We start from the raw sequence: 16,782 nt of genomic DNA, 5'->3' as shown, positions 1-16,782 counted from the left end.
GGAGGTGATTACTTAATATGACTTTTAATCCATTTGTCATAGTCTGCGTGAGATAAAATCTCACGAATAAAAATCTTGCTGCGGGTACTATCAATACGAGCCAAAATGCGACAGTCGTTCTTATGAACGTCAAAAATATAAAGGTCGTAATTATCACCGCTAGAAGCCGTTTCACCAACTTTACGCGCAGGAACACGATCAACATTCCAACCACTTTGTGTGCGCCAAAGTTCTTTAATTTGAGCAAAAGATTCAAACTTTAAGCCTGTTCGATTAAATGTCTGTTGCCAGAGAGTCAACCCAACCCGCCACTGTGGGTACATCAACATTGCCTGTTTAATTCGAGTTGTAGTGATGATCCGCACGCATATTAACCCTTTGCTATGAATTTTAGACCAAATTATCGCAAAGTGCGATATATAGCAATATGCGATATGGTTTATTTTCAACTTGAAAAGTTATTTATGTGGGTTTTCGTTGTTGCAATCAAAAAATGCCGCCATTGTCGCCACAAAAATAGCGGCACAATGGCGGCATTACTCGTTTATATATGGTTTCAGCCAGTCTCAAACAGACAAAGAACCCTGATTACAAGCGGCTAACCCTCTATTCTATTGGGATGGTTTAAGATGTGGTCCTCCCAATCGATCACGTCAATCTCATACACTATTTTATTTCGTACAGATTCACCCGCTTTGTGCATCGCAGCTTTAGAGCCGGTGATCAGTGGATGCCACTCAGGTAACGGCTTACCTTCTGCCAACAAACGATAAGCACACGTTTCAGGTAACCATACAAACTCATCGATACGCTCACGAGTTAGCTTCAGGCACTCTTCACCAGACTCAAATCGATTCATGTAATCTTTGCATGAGCATGTTTGGTTATCAAGCAGACTACAGGCGACATTGGTGTAATAGATATCATCAGTATCATCATCAATTAACTTATGCAGACAACATTTACCACAGCCATCACACAGTGATTCCCACTCTTGATCTGTCATTGTCGTTAAGTCTTTCTGTTGCCAAAAATGGGTCATGATACTTACACCAGTATTGTTATTTGTGTCGCTCAATACGCCACAATAATGAATGAGCTTATTAATAAATATAGCAGTCGGTTTTTATAGCGATCTATACGGTAAACTGCAAATTAAAAATACCTATTAATCGTTAATAACGACAAGAATAATAGTTATTATCATTTAATAGTAAAAATAGCGCTAAGATGGTCACATCGTCAGCATCGATAAAAGCAATAAGTTATTTGGCTTTTAAGAATAACAATGGTAATTTGCGCAACCGATTTGCAAAGCAGAAAGAGAGAAATATAATGGAATGTCGTCTAGGGTGTGGCGCGTGTTGTATTGCACCAAGTATATCGTCATCGATTCCAGGTATGCCAAAAGGTAAACCCGCAGGTGTTCGTTGTATTCAGCTTAATGAAAATAATCTGTGCAAATTATTTGGTAAACCTGAACGCCCACCGGTGTGCCATAATTTTAAAGCTTGCTCTGATATTTGCGGTAATACCAACGAGCAAGCCCTAACAATTATTACTGAACTTGAACAAATAACGTAATCATTATTACGGTTTATTCATTGAAGCGAAGTGCTATTCTTTGGTTACGCCAGTCAGAATACGCAATGCTGTTTTTGCATTTTCTACAACTTGATGGCCAGAATATGTCAAATATCCTCCATCCTCTTCAGTCACTAACCCTTTCGCATACAAACGTTGTGCTGCAGAGATAACAGCAGGACTAGCATCGCTATGAACCTTAATGCCTTCCATATTGCTATGCATAGGGAATTTTACCAGTAGATTCATTTCATCAACGATATCGGGAGTGTACGGCATAGTCACCTCTATATATGGAAAATCCCAAGTGGGATAAATAATCTATTATTAATATTAGCGTTTGTTGGTAAGAAAACTAGGTGCAGAGATCAATATCTGAAGATCTTTCTCTATCAATATGAGACTTAGGTCAAAAAATCGAATATCTATAAGTCATTCAATTTCATAACTGTATAAAAAACAACCTAAGATATTGAGAAATATAAAAAAACCGCTTAGAAAAGAGCTCATATACTATGAAAACTTTTACTATTAGCGGCTTTTTTTCTGCGATTAATCGCAATTATGCTTGAATACCAACAATTAACCATGGCGCATTAGGCTTGCGTAAATCACGCTCTAAGTGCCATACATCATTAATATCTTCTTCTATGCCTTCAACACTATCTTTGTAACGACCGCTAAACTTAATGCTTAGTTGCGCCATATTAGCGTCATAATCTGCACGAACAAGTTCAGCATCAACATACATTACTTCTGTATGCTGCTCCCCAGATAATTTAGCACGTTCTGCGGTTAAATCAGCCATCAGTGCTGGTGACACATATTCACGAATTTTTTCTAATTCGTTGTGATTCCACGCACCTTGAATAACACGATAATGATCACGAGAACCATTTAAAAATGCATTCATATTAAAGTTTGGCGGCAAGTTAAACGGCACTTCACTATCGGTTGATTCAAAACCAGATGATTGTGGTTGTTGTGCTGCACCTTGACGGAACTGTTGCTGCTGACGCTGTTGCTGCTGTTGAGACTGACGAGGGGAATTACCCGCATACGACTCACGGTGTCCCATTGGTGTACCTTTATTGGCACGCATTGCTTTAAATAGCTTAAACAATACAAAGGCAATGATACCAATGATCAGAATATCCATAAATTGGATACCATCAAATGCACCACCAAAGAAAGCAGCTAACAAACCACCAGCAAGAAGGCCACCTAACAAACCACCCATTAGGCCTTTTTTCGCTGATGATGCAGCAGTTGGATTTTGTTTACGGATAGTATCAGTCTGTTGTGGTTGCTGCTTACGAACCGGAGCGGTTTTAAAGCTTTTACCAAATGACTTACCACCACCGAATTTTTTTGCTTCTGCATGTGGTGCAGTAAATGACACTGCCACAATAAGAGCAAATACGGTAAAAAAGCGTTTCATGATAATAGATATACCTTCGTCATTAACTCTAAGCATCGTAGCTATTCGCTACAGAATGTCAATTTAATCACCCATCAAAATTGTTACTAACGTTTAACATTGTTGCTATTGTCAAACATGCCACTTTAAAATACTAAAAATCATACATATAAAACTAGCAATATAGACATTAACAGTTGTGAAGCGCTATATAATTAAACATAAATACATTTAATATGCATACTTATGTGCAATAAATTCAACTAATACAACCTAAAAGGTGAAAATTACAATATCCCTCCATATATTCTCCGCTGTAATCGTTTATTATTATATACTGTTTTTTATAACGTCAGTGAAAGTGCAAAATATTCGTTAAAAGACCGCGTTTTCTTTGATTATTATCATTTTCGCAATGGAGACATCTATGCAAGACAACAATACACACAGTAAATTTGTGGGTTATCTTTTGTGGATTTTTGGCTTTACCGGCGCACACCGCTTTTATTACGGTAAACCTGTAACCGGTACAATTTGGTTTTTAACATTAGGATTACTGGGCATTGGCTGGCTAATCGACTTATTTTTGATTCCGTCAATGAACCGAGAGTCTGATTTGCGCTTTGCTAGCGGTGAAATCGATTACAATATTGCATGGCTATTACTCACCTTCCTTGGTGTATTTGGTGTTCATCGTATGTATATGGGGAAATGGATCACCGGTATCCTTTACTTATGTACCTTTGGTTTCTTTCTCATCGGTATCCTAATTGACTTCTGGACACTCAATGATCAAGTCTCATTAGAGAACACCAAACAACGAAATGCTTAATATTTAATTGAAATTTATATTGTGGCAGATATCAATGCCACAATGTTTTCGTTATGCCAATCTTGCTTATATTATGCATAACGATTCAGGGATGATAATAATAAAAACAATTAAAAAAACCGCTTATCGCTAAGCTAATTATAACAATTGCAAACATATTTAAAGAGTATAATTCCATGGCAAGAAGAAATGACCACACCCGCGAAGAATTGGTAAACATGACCCTTGAGCAAGTGAAAAATTTTCTTGATGAGCATCCACATCATGAACTTAGTTTACGCAAAGTCGCGGCTATGATTGGCTATGTACCGAGTACATTAGTTAATGTGTTTGGTAACTATAACTTATTACTCCTTCATGCCGTTGCTCAAACACTTGATGAATTATTCCAGCAAGCTGAATTGTGTGTTCGTGATGCAACATCTTCACAGCAAGCCCTACGTAATCTTGCTTTTTGCTACCTTGATTTTGCTACAGCACACCCTTATCGTTGGCAGTTAATTTTCCAACATACAATGAACGGTGAAGATCTTCCTGAGTGGCAAACTGATCGTATTGATAATATGACAGGCATGCTAGAAGCACTGATCGGCCAAATTAATAGTGATATGAGTGATAAGCAAGTACTTGAAGCCAGCCGTGTTATTTGGGCGGGTGTGCATGGTATTACGCTATTAACCGTTGATGATAAATTGTTCACCTCAAGCCCTGTTGATGGTAAAGCATTGATCAATAATTTATTAGATACTTATTTAAACTCATGGCACAAATAATTTAACGAGAATCATGTAATGTCCCCTAAGCCACAATCAAACCTGCTAACTAAACGCCGGTTTTTACCTTACTTTCTTACTCAGGCCTTAGGGGCATTTAACGACAATGTTTATAAAAATATTCTACTTATTTTCATTGCCTATGCCTCGGCACACACGCTACCACTTAGCGCTGATTTATTGATCAATTTAGCGGCGGGATTATTTATTCTGCCCTTTTTTCTGTTTTCAGCCTCTGCAGGTATTCTTGCTGATATTTATGATAAAGCCAAAATCATGCGCATCGTTAAATTGGCGGAAGTCATTATCATGTGCTGTGCTGCCGTGGCGTTTATTTACCAAAGTTACCTAACTTTACTGTTCTTATTGTTTTTAATGGGAACACAATCCGCTTTCTTTGGCCCTGCAAAATATGCTCTTTTACCACAACACCTCAAAAAAAATGAGTTAGTGTCAGGTAATGCGCTAGTTGAAACTGGTACATTCCTGGCTATTTTATTAGGTACTATTATCGCAGGCGTTATCGCTAACAGTGACAATGGTCGCTATATTGCCGCAATTAGTGTCATTATTTTTGCTCTTTTAGGTTATCTAACCTCACTTGCAATCCCTGCTGCGCCACCGAGCCAGCAGCATGTAAAGTTTCAATGGCGTCCATGGCAACAAACGCGCCATACCATGAAAATCGCTCAACAAGATAAAATCATTTTCCAATGTATTATTGGCATTAGTTGGTTTTGGTTTTTAGGTGCATGCTATCTGACCCAATTCCCTAACTTTGCTCGCACCAGTTTAGGTGGCCAAGCATCGTCGGTATCTTTTTTATTAACCTTGTTTTCGATTGGTATTGCCGTAGGATCAATGTTATGTGATCGCCTTTCACAACATCGAGTTGATCCCGGTATTGTGCCTATCGGTTGTTTTGGGATCAGTTTATTTGGGTTTGGCCTATACGCAATGACACCCAGCGTGATCCCTGCTACTGATGGCATCATCGCCTTTATTAGTCAGCCATCATTATGGCCTGTTTTTATCTCGTTATTATTACTCGGTGTTGCGGGCGGTATTTTTATTGTGCCGTTATATACCTTAATGCAGCAACGTGCCAAAGAAGATCAGCGAGCTCAAATAATTGCAGCTAATAATATCTGGAATGCCGTGTTTATGGTTATCAGCGCGATAGCCGCGATTGTGTGCTTATCTTTATTGCAACTGTCTATTCCACAGTTTTTCTTATTACTGGCAGGGTTAAATAGTCTTGTATTGCTGTATATCTATTTTCAAGCTCCAGATTTTTTCTGGCGTTTTGTAGTATGGGTTGTTACTCATACCATGTATCGCGTCCATCACCAGAACCTTAATAACCTGCCACAACAAGGTGGCACATTATTAGTCTGTAACCATGTCAGTTATATGGATGCGCTATTATTAGCAGGTGCATGTCCTCGCCCGATTCGTTTTTTGATGGATAAAGACATTTATAACCTGCCGATAGTCAATACTTTCTGTCGTGCCTGCAAAGCAATACCTGTTGATGCCAATGATCGTAAATCAGTACGTACGGCTTTTGCTCAAGTTGCCACCTATTTAGAAAATGGCGATATTGTATGTGTATTCCCCGAAGGTCACTTAACCCAAGATGGTGAAATTGCCCCTTTTATGCGCGGTATTGATTTAATTATTAAACGCTCTACAGTGCAAGTGATCCCTGTTGCTTTACAAGGTTTATGGGGCAGTTACTTTAGTCGTGAAGGCGGACATGCGCTACTAAAATGGCCAAAGCGTTGTTGGTCAAAAGTCACTATCGTTGCTGGCGAATGTGTACCATCACAAGCAACCGATAGCCAATTATTACGCCAACAAGTTATCGCATTACGTGGTGATAAACGCTAGTGTTTGGTATGTAATCACAATAAAAAAGGCGAAGCTATGATGCTTCGCCTTTAAGTTAACTTTTGTGATTAATCTACTCTTGGATGGCTAACCACTGCGCTAAATCTGTTCGTGAAATTTTTACATTTTGAGTAAACTTTTCAGGTAAAGCAATGTAGCGAATCGGACGCTTATAGGGTGCTACCTGCTGTGACATATAACTTGCTAACTGATCCATTAAATAGTTATCTAATGGTTCTGATGTCGTCAGTATTGCCACCGGTCGAGCACCAAAATCCTGATCGGTCATCGGTAACACAATCACTTGATTCACCGCAGGGTGTTGTAATAATACCTGTTCAATATCTTCTGGCTGCACATTCTCACCACCAGAAATAAACATATTATCAACCCGCCCACGAATAAATAGCTCGTCATCATGCCACTCACCGAGATCTTTGGTGGCAAACCAATCATCGTCATCATCACAACCTAATAACGAAAAAATGGTGTTATTGCGGTAATAGCCTAAACATAGCACGTTACCACGTACGCAAATTTCACCGTCTCGTAAAATCAACTCTCGATCTGGTAACACCGTACCGACACCTGCACTGCTATTGGCACGTTTGGCAGTAATGGTTGATGCCATTTCTGTCATGCCATAGCCACTCCAACATTCAATACCCACTTGCTGAGCCGCAGTGGTTAAACTCACGGGAATGGTAGCACCACCTAATAGTACTTGTTGCAACTGGTGCTGCTGTGCATAGTCAGAGTCCAAAAAGCGCTGCAATTGTGTCGGTACCAATGAGGCGTGACTTACCCATTGTAACGCTTGCTGCTGTAACTCTGGCGCAACCACAACAATGCTTGCACCACGGTATAACCACCGCCACACAATGGCTAGCCCAGAAATATGGAACAAAGGTAATGACAATAACCAGCTATCATCAGCGGTAAATGTCATTTGCTTTAATAGTCCACGCGCACTGGCTAAGTGTGATTGCGCATTATGTACTACCGCTTTAGGCAAACCTGTCGAGCCTGAGGTTAAAGTTAAACTCACCGGGCGATGTTCTTGCCACATCACAGGGATCAAACGCTCAGAAGTAACCTCAGGTATTAACGAAAGCGTTTTACCCGCAAGATCTGCGGCGAGATCACTATTATCACACCAAATATAATCATTATTAAGTGCGGTTAGTTGCTCAGTTAATGCGTTAAGAGGCAATTTAGGATTAAGACCGACATACCGTGCGCCAACGCGAATAATCGCTAATAACAGCCATAAAACCTCAATACTATTGGGAGCAACCACAGCAACCAATTGATCGCGTTTTACCCCTTGAGCAACAAGCCGCTGGGCATACTTTTCAATATTGGCGGTAACTTCAATCCAATTCCACGTCACAGCACCAGCGTTAGTATCACCTAATGCTATCGCAACCTCTGTTGGTCGGTGCTCGGCCCAATATTGCCAAGGCCACATTTGAAATGCTGGTTTTATTTGTGCCATACCATGTCTAATTCAGATAAAGGGATCACTGGTAATTCACAATCTGGCCATGACTGGATTAATTGCACTTGGAATAATTGCATGGTGTCTAATCCTGGAATCACATTTGGTGTTTGCCATTGTGCTAACCGTGCGAGCTGATTTAAACCTAAACTTGATTCAATACTGGAACTAATTACAGCGGTAAGTCCTGCTGCATGTGCTTGCTCAATCAATGTGATACAGCGTGCAAGTGAACCAATTAAGGTTGGTTTTATGATAATCGCAGCAACACCGGGCTCTGCTTTTACTTCAAATCCCGCATCACGAACGGTTTCATCCCAAGCAATGTTAATACCGGTTTGTTGTGCAAACGCTAAACTGTCACTCGGTAAACGACAAGGCTCTTCTAAAAAGGCAATCCCGCTACGGTGTTCCGGTTTCACATATTTGGCAAATTGCTGCGCTTTTAATGGTGTCCATTGGCGATTAGCATCAAGACGTAATTGCATATCTGGAATCGCTTCAAGCAACATATTTGCCACAATGCCATCACGTACCGCTTCGTACATGCCGACTTTTATCTTCGCGACTTTATCACCTGGCATCTGATTTAAGCGCACCACTAAATCATCGGGATCGCCGGAGCATAATGGCGCAGCCAAATAATTTCCAGCCTCTGGCAGCTCTGCCGCTAACTCTGCAATTGCGCAACTGATACCAAACGCAACCGATGGAAAAGCCGCATCAAGATCAAGCTCTTCACCTGCAACCCATTGTGAGAGTATTTGTTGTGCTTGCTCACCCGCTTCAGCTGCTGTCTCAAGACTAAATTCCGGTAATGGTGCAATCTCACCGTAAGCCCGTTGTTGATCTTGGCATAATTCAATTACCCAACCTTCACGCGTAATCAAACGTTGATCACGTAAGATAACCCCAGAATCCATTGGAAGTTGGTATTGAAATAACTTCGCACTACGCATTACATTTCCTTTATATGATGCCAGAGACGTATTAACCAAACACTCTAGCCAAAAACAGAGTCGCTATCAGTTACATCACAGTATTATTTATCAATAAAATCTAATAATGCTGTTGTAAAAGCAGTCGGTTGTTCAATGTGAATATTATGACCTGCATTTTCTATTACTGTAACCTTCAAACCAGACGTTGATGCTAATTGACAAAACTTAGTATCATGTTCGCCACAAAGGTAGTGAATAGGAACAGCAAGCTGTTGTAATTGAGGTAATAACTGCGGTTGTTTAGCCAATGAGGTTGCTAACATCATTTGCGCAATACCAGAGCCTAAATTATCACTTCGTTTAGCAACCAGTGCTTGTCGCTGCTCAAGGGTCAGTGAAGCAAAAACAGGTTGTTGATACCAATCGTGTAATACATCAACTAATGGCTGCTGAGCAAACCGTGCCGCCCAACGTTGATCATGTACGTAACGAGGTTTACGTTCAGTAACCGCCAAGCCGAAATGCCCGCCTTCAAGTAACACTTTGATTAATCGTGGTGAGTCTGTTGATGATGTTGAATGAGAGGCTAATGCACACGCATGATACATGGCCAATCGCGCCCCCATTGAGTAGCCAATCAGCACGTAATCTTCAACGCCACGCTGAGCCAATGTTGCCGTCAATGCTTGATGAATAGCTTCAAAGCCACCATCAATCGCCTCTGTCGTCATGTCTGCATTAACAAATGCACTTAGACCGTGACCCGGTAAATCAATGGTAATACATTGATAGGTTGGCGCAAGTTGGCTAATCACATAACGCCAATCACGCCCATTACCTAAGAGACCATGCAGAAAAACCAATGTCGGCTGAGAAGCCTGCGCTTTAACGCCAAAGGTTTCAGAGTAAAGTAGCATGCTTAACCTCATCAAATAGCACTTTTAGCATCTCCCCAGCTTCACCTGCAGGGGTTTTAATCTCAACTAAGGTTGTTCCCGCATATCGTTGGCCTTCACGGATGATGTTTTCAGCAACGGCTAATGACGTCGGTGCACAATAATTTAAACCAAACATCGCTGCTGCATGACTAAACTCAAACCCATGTGGCATGCGATAAAAATCATCTTTTTGTTGAGTAGGCACCGGCAGCATATCAAAAATACCGCCACCATCATTGTTGGTAACAATAATAACAAGCGGGTATTGCTGTTGCTTTAATAACGCCAATGAATTGAGATCATAGAGTAACGAGGTATCACCAATCAAACACACTAACGGAGCTTTGCGTGCGCGTTGCACCCCTGCGGTAGTCGCAATTAAACCATCGATACCTGATGCACCGCGGTTAGCAAATGTCGCAGTTAACGGTAATTGAGCACACATATCTAATAAGCGCACAATCATACTGTTACCCAAAAACAGCTCTGTTTGCGGGGCTATCCACTGCATGACATTAGCCGCTAAGCCCAACTCAGAAAACGGCGTACTGTGAGCAGAAACTATATCAAAATAGTGCTCAGATGCTGTTGCTAACGGTAATGCCCATTGTGCGTGTAATGATTCAGTGGTGATAGCAATCGCAGCTTGCGCCCATGCTTCAATATTAGCTTGAATACGTTGACTACGACGGTGATTGGGATCTAATCGCCCCGCTAATGGATCAACCAGTAAAAAAGACTGCCACGAATGCTGACCGATCAGCTGCAATAAACGCTTTGAGACTAATCGACCACCAAATTGTAATAACACTTGTGCTTGCTGAAGATGGTCCTGACAGGCTGTATTTTGCAACCAACCATCAAAACCAGCATAAGCACTACTGCCACCCGCTTGCGGATCCACCAGCAAGGGCCACCCTAATACCGTCGCTAATTGTTGCACCACATTGAGCTCATTCGCTGCCATTCGACCAGCAACTATAACCCCTTTTTGAGCACACAATGATTGCCACAGAGAGTGATCAATGGTGGCGGTTGTCGAGGCAAGTAACGCTTGGTGATCACAGTATGGACGTTGATCTTGCTGCCACTGCGCAACGGGGTTTAAATACTCACTAAAATCAACATCATCACCATATAAAGGCTCTGGATAATGGCAATTAAAGTGGACTGAACCACCACGAAGTTGCTGTTGTTGCATCACATCATCAATCGCACACAGTAACCAATTAGGCTCGATGTCTAAACTTGGGCTTGGAATATCTAAAAAATGGCTGACATGATTGGAGAAAATACCATGCTGACGAATTGCTTGATTAGCACCACACTGAATCAACTCAGCGGGGCGATCAGAGGTTAATAAGACTAATTTTTCGCCCGTTAAGCCGGTTTCAGCGACAGCTGGCAATAAATTGGCAACAGCAGTACCTGATGTAACAATAACAGCAACTGGAGCTTGAGAGGCTTTGGCTAATCCTAAAGCTAAAAAGCCTAAACCACGCTCATCAAAATGGGTATGAATAGTCAGTTGAGGTAATTTTGCTGCCGCCAAAGTTAAAGGTGTTGAACGAGATCCAGGAGCAATACAAACATCTTGTACTCCAAGCCTAACTAGCTCTTCTAACATTAAACTTGCCCAGCACCCATTTAATGCTGCACGGTATGACTGACTCGTTGTTAATGAAAGCTGCATCATGCGCTTTTGTATCCCATATTATCCATAATATTATCATCACCAGCATCTGGCTGTTCAAACAAACTGCATAAGGTTGATGTTTTACGATCAAGCTCTTTCCATTCACTATCCGCCACCGAACCCGGCACGATGCCAGCACCAGCAAATAAATACAAATCATCACCACTGATCATTGCACTGCGGATAGCCACACAAAATTCACTGTGATTTTGACCAATATAGCCTACCGCGCCACTGTACCAACCCCGTGCAAATGGTTCGTGCTCAGAGATAAAATTTAAGGCGGCATCGCGGGGTAAACCTGCAATCGCTGCCGTTGGCTGTAAGCTATCAAGCAAATTAGCACTAAATACAGTATCGTTGAGTTGACCATCAATGCTGCGTTTTAAATGCTGCACTTTACGCAATTGCACCAGTTCAGGCACAGGGGCAACATTCATTGATTCACATTGCGGCACTAAACGTCCAACAATATCATCCACCACTAAGCGGTTTTCATAGCGGTTTTTGGTATCGGTTAATAGCCACTGGGCTAATTGTTGATCTTCTTGAACATCGACACCGCGACCAATCGTACCCGCTAGTGCTTCAGTTTGTAATGCGCGCTCATGACGTTGAAATAATCGTTCAGGGGTTGAGCCAATAAAACAATGCTCTTCATCTAAGGCCATCAAAAAATGAAAGCTATTACTGTTACTAGCACGACTTGCTTTTAGTAATTGAGCTGGCTGTACGGGATGATCTAGCTGTAATGTTGTTCGTCGAGCCAATACTACTTTTTCAAATTCATCATTTGCGATACCTGTTAGTGCTTGATCAATCATGGTTGACCACCCAGCATAATCAGGACTATAGCTGCGACTTAGAATTCGACTGTTAATATCAGCAACCACTTCAGGGTTGGTAGCGATTTTGTTCAGCATCGCTAACATACGTGGCTTATCGTCACTCATGTTTGCCGCAAGATGCCACTCACCATCCATACGAATGATTTCAAGTAATGGCAAAAAGAAAAAAGAGGACAGGCAACGACGATTACGATCGGTATGACCATCAAAAGAACGCCCACCCCACACACGCTGATCATTACTAATGACCTTTTCTGCGGTTAATGGATCAGTAAACGTTTTGATCTGCCCTAACGCCACCACTTCTTCACGGCTATCGCGAGATTGCCAATAAAATTTAGGAAATAACGGTTGTGCATTCATCCAATCTATTAAATCAGTGTTTGCAGGTAGTTCTAGTTTTACTCGTAATCGTTGTGTTGTTATTGATGCTTGTTTAATTTTAGCAACCAATAATTCAACGGCTTGTTGTAACGCAGTCAAGATAACCTCGCTCAGCTCAATATCACCAATACGGCTCATCCCTGGCTGAAAGATAAAATATGCCAATCATGGACATACTCGATTCTTTGCTAAGAATAGTCATTATTTCAACGCTTACCTATTGAAAGGTAAATCATTGATTATCAGCAAAGAAGAATGATGGGTATATTCTACCTCACTCAATAGCATCTGACTAATGAAGTAACATCATTCCTTTTGGCGATATTTCAGCACAAATAGCTGAACCTTAACTGTAATTATAGGTAATATCCTCCTCTCGATGGGTTCGATATAACACAAAACACTATTTTTCCAAATTTTGTGCTAAAAGGTGTTCCTTTAAACCAGTTTTATAGTGTAATTTGTGGGGATACCAAAAATTATCATCAGGAAAGTATTATATGCAAAATTTCGGGATGTCATCCAAGCTCAATAATGTTTGTTATGACATACGTGGTCCCGTTCTCAAGCACGCCAAGCGCATGGAAGAAGAAGGCCAAAAAATACTTAAACTTAATATTGGCAATCCAGCGCCATTTGGGTTTGATGCCCCTGATGAAATTCTGGTTGATGTAATTCGTAACTTACCAACATCGCAAGGCTACTGTGATTCAAAAGGTATTTATTCAGCCCGTAAAGCCGTGGTCCAGCATTACCAAAAATGTGGCTTATTAGACATCGATGTTGAAGATGTGTTTATCGGTAATGGAGTGTCAGAGTTAATTGTGCTGGCGATGCAAGCACTGCTTAATCATAAAGACGAAATCCTAGTGCCATCACCTGATTATCCGTTATGGACAGCAGCAGTATCACTTTCTGGTGGTACGGCGGTGCATTATACCTGTGATGAGCAATCGGATTGGTACCCTGATCTCGACGATATCAAGAAAAAGATTGGTCCACATACGCGTGGCATCGTACTGATCAACCCGAATAACCCTACCGGTGCCGTTTACAGTCGTGAATTTTTACTTGAAGTCGTTGAAATCGCTCGTCAACATAATCTGATCATTTTTGCCGATGAAATCTACGATAAAATTCTTTATGACGGTGCTAAACACACCTCAATCGCACCGCTAGCACCCGATGTTTTTTGCATTACTTTCAATGGTCTATCTAAGTCATACCGCGTGTGTGGTTTCCGTGCTGGTTGGATGGTGTTATCAGGTGCAAAGCATAAAGCCAAAGGCTACATTGAAGGCCTAGAGATGCTATCTTCAATGCGACTGTGTGCCAATGTGCCGATGCAGCACGCGATTCAAACCGCACTGGGCGGTTATCAAAGTATCAACGAATTAATTTTACCTGGCGGGCGTTTACTTGAACAACGCGATAAAGCCTATGATTTATTGACGCAAATACCGGGAATTTCATGTGTAAAACCCAAAGGGGCGTTATATTTATTCCCGAAATTAGATCAGAAAAAGTTCAACATTGTTGATGATCAGCGTTTTGCGATGGACTTCTTACTCCAAGAAAAAGTGCTCGTGGTTCATGGAACAGGCTTTAACTGGAAACAGCCAGATCACTTCCGTATCGTGACGTTACCGCGTATTGATGACTTAGAACAAGCAATGACTCGCCTTGAGCGCTTCCTGCATACCTATCGTCAATAACGACAATCGTTAACGACATAACATTAGCCTCGAATCTTCGAGGCTTTTATTTATCAGCAGCAATATGATAACCAAGTAATTGCCCTATCACATCCAGACACTTGGTATACTCAACTTATCAGTATTTCGCTATGAGGGAACACTCCCATGGAAAAAAGCCATTTTTTTGCTCACCTAGCACGGATGCGGTTAATTCAACGTTGGCCATTAATGCGCTGCGTTGAGACTGAAAACATCTCAGAGCACAGCTTACAAGTGGCGTTCGTCGCCCATGCATTGGCATTAATCAAAAACCGTAAATTCGGTGGCAATGTTAATCCTGAACGGATCGCGTTATTAGGCATGTTTCATGATGTCAGTGAAGTTATTACCGGCGATATGCCAACGCCAATAAAATACTTCAACCCCACCATTGCAGAAGAATATAAAAAGATCGAGCTTGCTGCCGAGCAAAAATTACTGTCAATGCTACCTGCAGAATTCCATGATGATTATGCGCCACTACTCGATAGCCACAAACTTGATCCTGAGCATGCAGCGCTCGTCAAACAGGCTGATACCTTATGCGCTTATCTAAAATGCTTAGAGGAATTAAGTGCAGGCAATCATGAATTTACTAAAGCAAAAAAACGTCTCGAAGAAACCTTAGTTGCACGTAGAACGCCAGAAATGGATTATTTCTTAGCCACTTTTGCTGATAGTTTTAATTTAACCTTAGATGAGATCAGCTAATGACCGCTTTTATTATTGACCCTTGTTGGCAACAACGGCACAGCGATGAACAAAAAATGCGCCGCAATGATCACCGCTCAGCTTACCAGCGTGATCGCGCTCGCATTCTGCACTCAGCCGCATTTAGACGTTTGCAAGCAAAAACCCAAGTCCATGGCGCGGGTAACCATGATTTTTATCGAACTCGTCTCACCCACTCCCTTGAAGCCTCACAAATAGGTACCGGGATTGTGGCACAATTAAAATTAAAACAGCCCCAATTTCATTCGTTACTCTCTTCAACCAGCTTAATGGAAAGTATCTGTTTAGCGCACGATATTGGTCATCCACCATTTGGACACGGTGGAGAAGTCGCTCTCAATTATATGATGCGTAATCACGGTGGTTTTGAAGGTAATGCACAAACGTTCCGTATCGTCACCCTATTAGAGCCTTACACAGAACATTACGGCATGAACCTTTCACGACGTACTTTGCTTGGGCTACTTAAATATCCCGCTTTACTGAGTCAAACTACCGCTTCAGAACGACCTGATGACGTGATCAACTTTCGTCATCTAAAAGCCAAACAATGGCACCCAGCAAAAGGTATTTATGATGATGATCAAACGGTATTTGATTGGGTATTAGCACCACTCTCACATCATGATCGCCAGCTGTTTCAGCAAATGCGCACTCATAGCCATCAACCGCATCAGCACCATAAAACACGTTTTAAATCACTTGATTGTTCAATTATGGAACTGGCAGATGATATTGCTTATGGTGTCCATGATCTAGAAGATGCAATTGTGATGGGGATAGTTAACCGTGAACAATGGCAAGAAGCGGTAGCATCGAAAATTGCTGAGTGTGGTGATCCGTGGTTAGAACAGCGCATCAGTGAAATTAGTGATCATATGTTTGCCAGTCACCACCAACGAAAAGATGCCATTGGCGCACTGGTTAATGCGCTTCTAACCTCCATTGAAATTGCACCAACGCTACAAGATGGCATCAACAGTTTTGAAGAGCCACTATTAAAATGGAACGCTTATCTATCACCAGCGATGGAAAATACCCTTAACATACTCAAACAGTTTGTCAGTGATTATGTGGTTAAAAAGCCAGAGTTTCAGTTATTAGAATATAAAGGCCAACAATTAATCATGGAGTTATTTGATGCCTTTGCATCGGATCCTGAGCGGTTATTACCTGAAGCGACGCGTAAACATTGGCAGCGTGCAGTCGACAAAGGTGACAATGAGATGCGGATCATTGCTGATTATATTTCCAGCATGACCGATGGCTTTTCGCAGCGACTATACAATACCCTATTTCAACCATCGATTACGCTGGAAATAGGTAACGAAGGACACGGGGTATAGGATCGGGGTTCAGCGAGAGGCGAGAGGCGAGAGGCGAGAGGCGAAAGGCGAGAGGCGAGAGGCGAGAGGCGAGAGGGGCAACATTCTTGTTACCCTCCACTCATAGTCAAGTACCAAAAATGAGAGTGTCTTAAATTCTCGTTACTTGCTTCTGCTTT

The 16,782-nt window shown here is 41.6% G+C and carries 16 protein-coding genes; 7 read left to right on the top strand and 9 right to left on the bottom strand.

The features are described from left to right. Positions 1-8: 8 nt before the first annotated feature. Entirely contained in the window at positions 9-365 is a 357-nt protein-coding gene (locus PMAL9190_RS10185) for a type II toxin-antitoxin system HigB family toxin (RefSeq protein WP_087845098.1), read from the bottom strand. Positions 366-598: 233 nt separating this feature from the next. Next, the gene (locus tag PMAL9190_RS10180) at positions 599-1,042 is read right to left on the bottom strand and encodes a YcgN family cysteine cluster protein (RefSeq protein WP_087845097.1); all 444 of its coding nucleotides are present in this window, start codon (positions 1,040-1,042) and stop codon (positions 599-601) included. 293 nt (positions 1,043-1,335) lie between these two features. Between PMAL9190_RS10180 and PMAL9190_RS10175 the strand changes: the two genes are divergently transcribed. Then, a complete protein-coding gene (locus PMAL9190_RS10175) occupies positions 1,336-1,584 on the top strand; it encodes a YkgJ family cysteine cluster protein (RefSeq protein WP_087845096.1) in 249 nt (82 codons plus the stop codon). Between the two features lie 33 nt (positions 1,585-1,617). On the opposite strand, the gene PMAL9190_RS10170 is transcribed toward PMAL9190_RS10175, so the two are convergent. Further along, positions 1,618-1,863: a TIGR02647 family protein gene (locus PMAL9190_RS10170; protein WP_060997287.1), complete on the bottom strand. Its 246-nt coding sequence runs from the start codon at positions 1,861-1,863 to the stop codon at positions 1,618-1,620. A 283-nt stretch (positions 1,864-2,146) separates the two neighbouring features. Further along, on the bottom strand, positions 2,147-3,025 hold the full coding sequence (locus PMAL9190_RS10165) for a Tim44 domain-containing protein (protein ID WP_159458387.1): 879 nt from the start codon (positions 3,023-3,025) through the stop codon (positions 2,147-2,149). A gap of 406 nt (positions 3,026-3,431) precedes the next feature. On the opposite strand from PMAL9190_RS10165, the gene PMAL9190_RS10160 reads away from it, so the two are divergent. The 3 genes from PMAL9190_RS10160 to PMAL9190_RS10150 all read left to right on the top strand — a co-directional run bounded on the left by PMAL9190_RS10160 (position 3,432) and on the right by PMAL9190_RS10150 (position 6,502). Next, positions 3,432-3,836: an NINE protein gene (locus tag PMAL9190_RS10160; protein ID WP_087845095.1), complete on the top strand. Its 405-nt coding sequence runs from the start codon at positions 3,432-3,434 to the stop codon at positions 3,834-3,836. Between the two features lie 176 nt (positions 3,837-4,012). Further along, a complete protein-coding gene (locus PMAL9190_RS10155) occupies positions 4,013-4,609 on the top strand; it encodes a TetR/AcrR family transcriptional regulator (RefSeq protein WP_065168115.1) in 597 nt (198 codons plus the stop codon). 18 nt (positions 4,610-4,627) lie between these two features. After that, positions 4,628-6,502, top strand: a complete 1,875-nt coding sequence (locus PMAL9190_RS10150; protein ID WP_087845094.1) for an MFS transporter — start codon at positions 4,628-4,630, stop codon at positions 6,500-6,502. Between the two features lie 73 nt (positions 6,503-6,575). On the opposite strand, the gene menE is transcribed toward PMAL9190_RS10150, so the two are convergent. The 5 genes from menE to PMAL9190_RS10125 all read right to left on the bottom strand — a co-directional run bounded on the left by menE (position 6,576) and on the right by PMAL9190_RS10125 (position 12,948). After that, the gene (menE, locus tag PMAL9190_RS10145) at positions 6,576-8,000 is read right to left on the bottom strand and encodes an o-succinylbenzoate--CoA ligase (protein ID WP_087845093.1); all 1,425 of its coding nucleotides are present in this window, start codon (positions 7,998-8,000) and stop codon (positions 6,576-6,578) included. Beyond that, positions 7,988-8,962: an o-succinylbenzoate synthase gene (menC, locus tag PMAL9190_RS10140; RefSeq protein ID WP_087845092.1), complete on the bottom strand. Its 975-nt coding sequence runs from the start codon at positions 8,960-8,962 to the stop codon at positions 7,988-7,990. Before menC ends, menE begins: the two co-directional genes overlap by 13 nt. 83 nt (positions 8,963-9,045) lie before the next feature. Continuing rightward, positions 9,046-9,861 carry a 2-succinyl-6-hydroxy-2,4-cyclohexadiene-1-carboxylate synthase gene (gene menH / locus PMAL9190_RS10135; protein WP_087845091.1) on the bottom strand — a complete coding sequence of 272 codons (816 nt, stop codon included), beginning with the start codon at positions 9,859-9,861 and terminating at the stop codon, positions 9,046-9,048. Then, positions 9,845-11,575, bottom strand: a complete 1,731-nt coding sequence (gene menD, locus PMAL9190_RS10130; protein ID WP_087845280.1) for a 2-succinyl-5-enolpyruvyl-6-hydroxy-3-cyclohexene-1-carboxylic-acid synthase — start codon at positions 11,573-11,575, stop codon at positions 9,845-9,847. Before menD ends, menH begins: the two co-directional genes overlap by 17 nt. Further along, entirely contained in the window at positions 11,575-12,948 is a 1,374-nt protein-coding gene (locus tag PMAL9190_RS10125) for an isochorismate synthase (RefSeq protein WP_087845090.1), read from the bottom strand. The genes menD and PMAL9190_RS10125 overlap by 1 nt, the downstream gene beginning before the upstream one ends. 362 nt (positions 12,949-13,310) lie before the next feature. Between PMAL9190_RS10125 and PMAL9190_RS10120 the strand changes: the two genes are divergently transcribed. The 3 genes from PMAL9190_RS10120 to PMAL9190_RS10110 all read left to right on the top strand — a co-directional run bounded on the left by PMAL9190_RS10120 (position 13,311) and on the right by PMAL9190_RS10110 (position 16,624). Further along, on the top strand, positions 13,311-14,525 hold the full coding sequence (locus tag PMAL9190_RS10120) for a pyridoxal phosphate-dependent aminotransferase (RefSeq protein ID WP_087845089.1): 1,215 nt from the start codon (positions 13,311-13,313) through the stop codon (positions 14,523-14,525). 147 nt (positions 14,526-14,672) lie between these two features. Next, on the top strand, positions 14,673-15,257 hold the full coding sequence (yfbR, locus tag PMAL9190_RS10115) for a 5'-deoxynucleotidase (RefSeq protein ID WP_087845088.1): 585 nt from the start codon (positions 14,673-14,675) through the stop codon (positions 15,255-15,257). Then, on the top strand, positions 15,257-16,624 hold the full coding sequence (locus tag PMAL9190_RS10110) for an anti-phage deoxyguanosine triphosphatase (RefSeq protein ID WP_087845087.1): 1,368 nt from the start codon (positions 15,257-15,259) through the stop codon (positions 16,622-16,624). The genes yfbR and PMAL9190_RS10110 overlap by 1 nt, the downstream gene beginning before the upstream one ends. Positions 16,625-16,782 lie beyond the last annotated feature (158 nt).

The sequence above is a fragment of the Photobacterium malacitanum genome, assembly GCF_900185615.1.
Classification (GTDB): domain Bacteria; phylum Pseudomonadota; class Gammaproteobacteria; order Enterobacterales; family Vibrionaceae; genus Photobacterium; species Photobacterium malacitanum.
The sequence above is the reverse complement of the archived record's forward strand: the minus strand, read 5'-3'. Positions and strand labels throughout refer to the sequence as shown.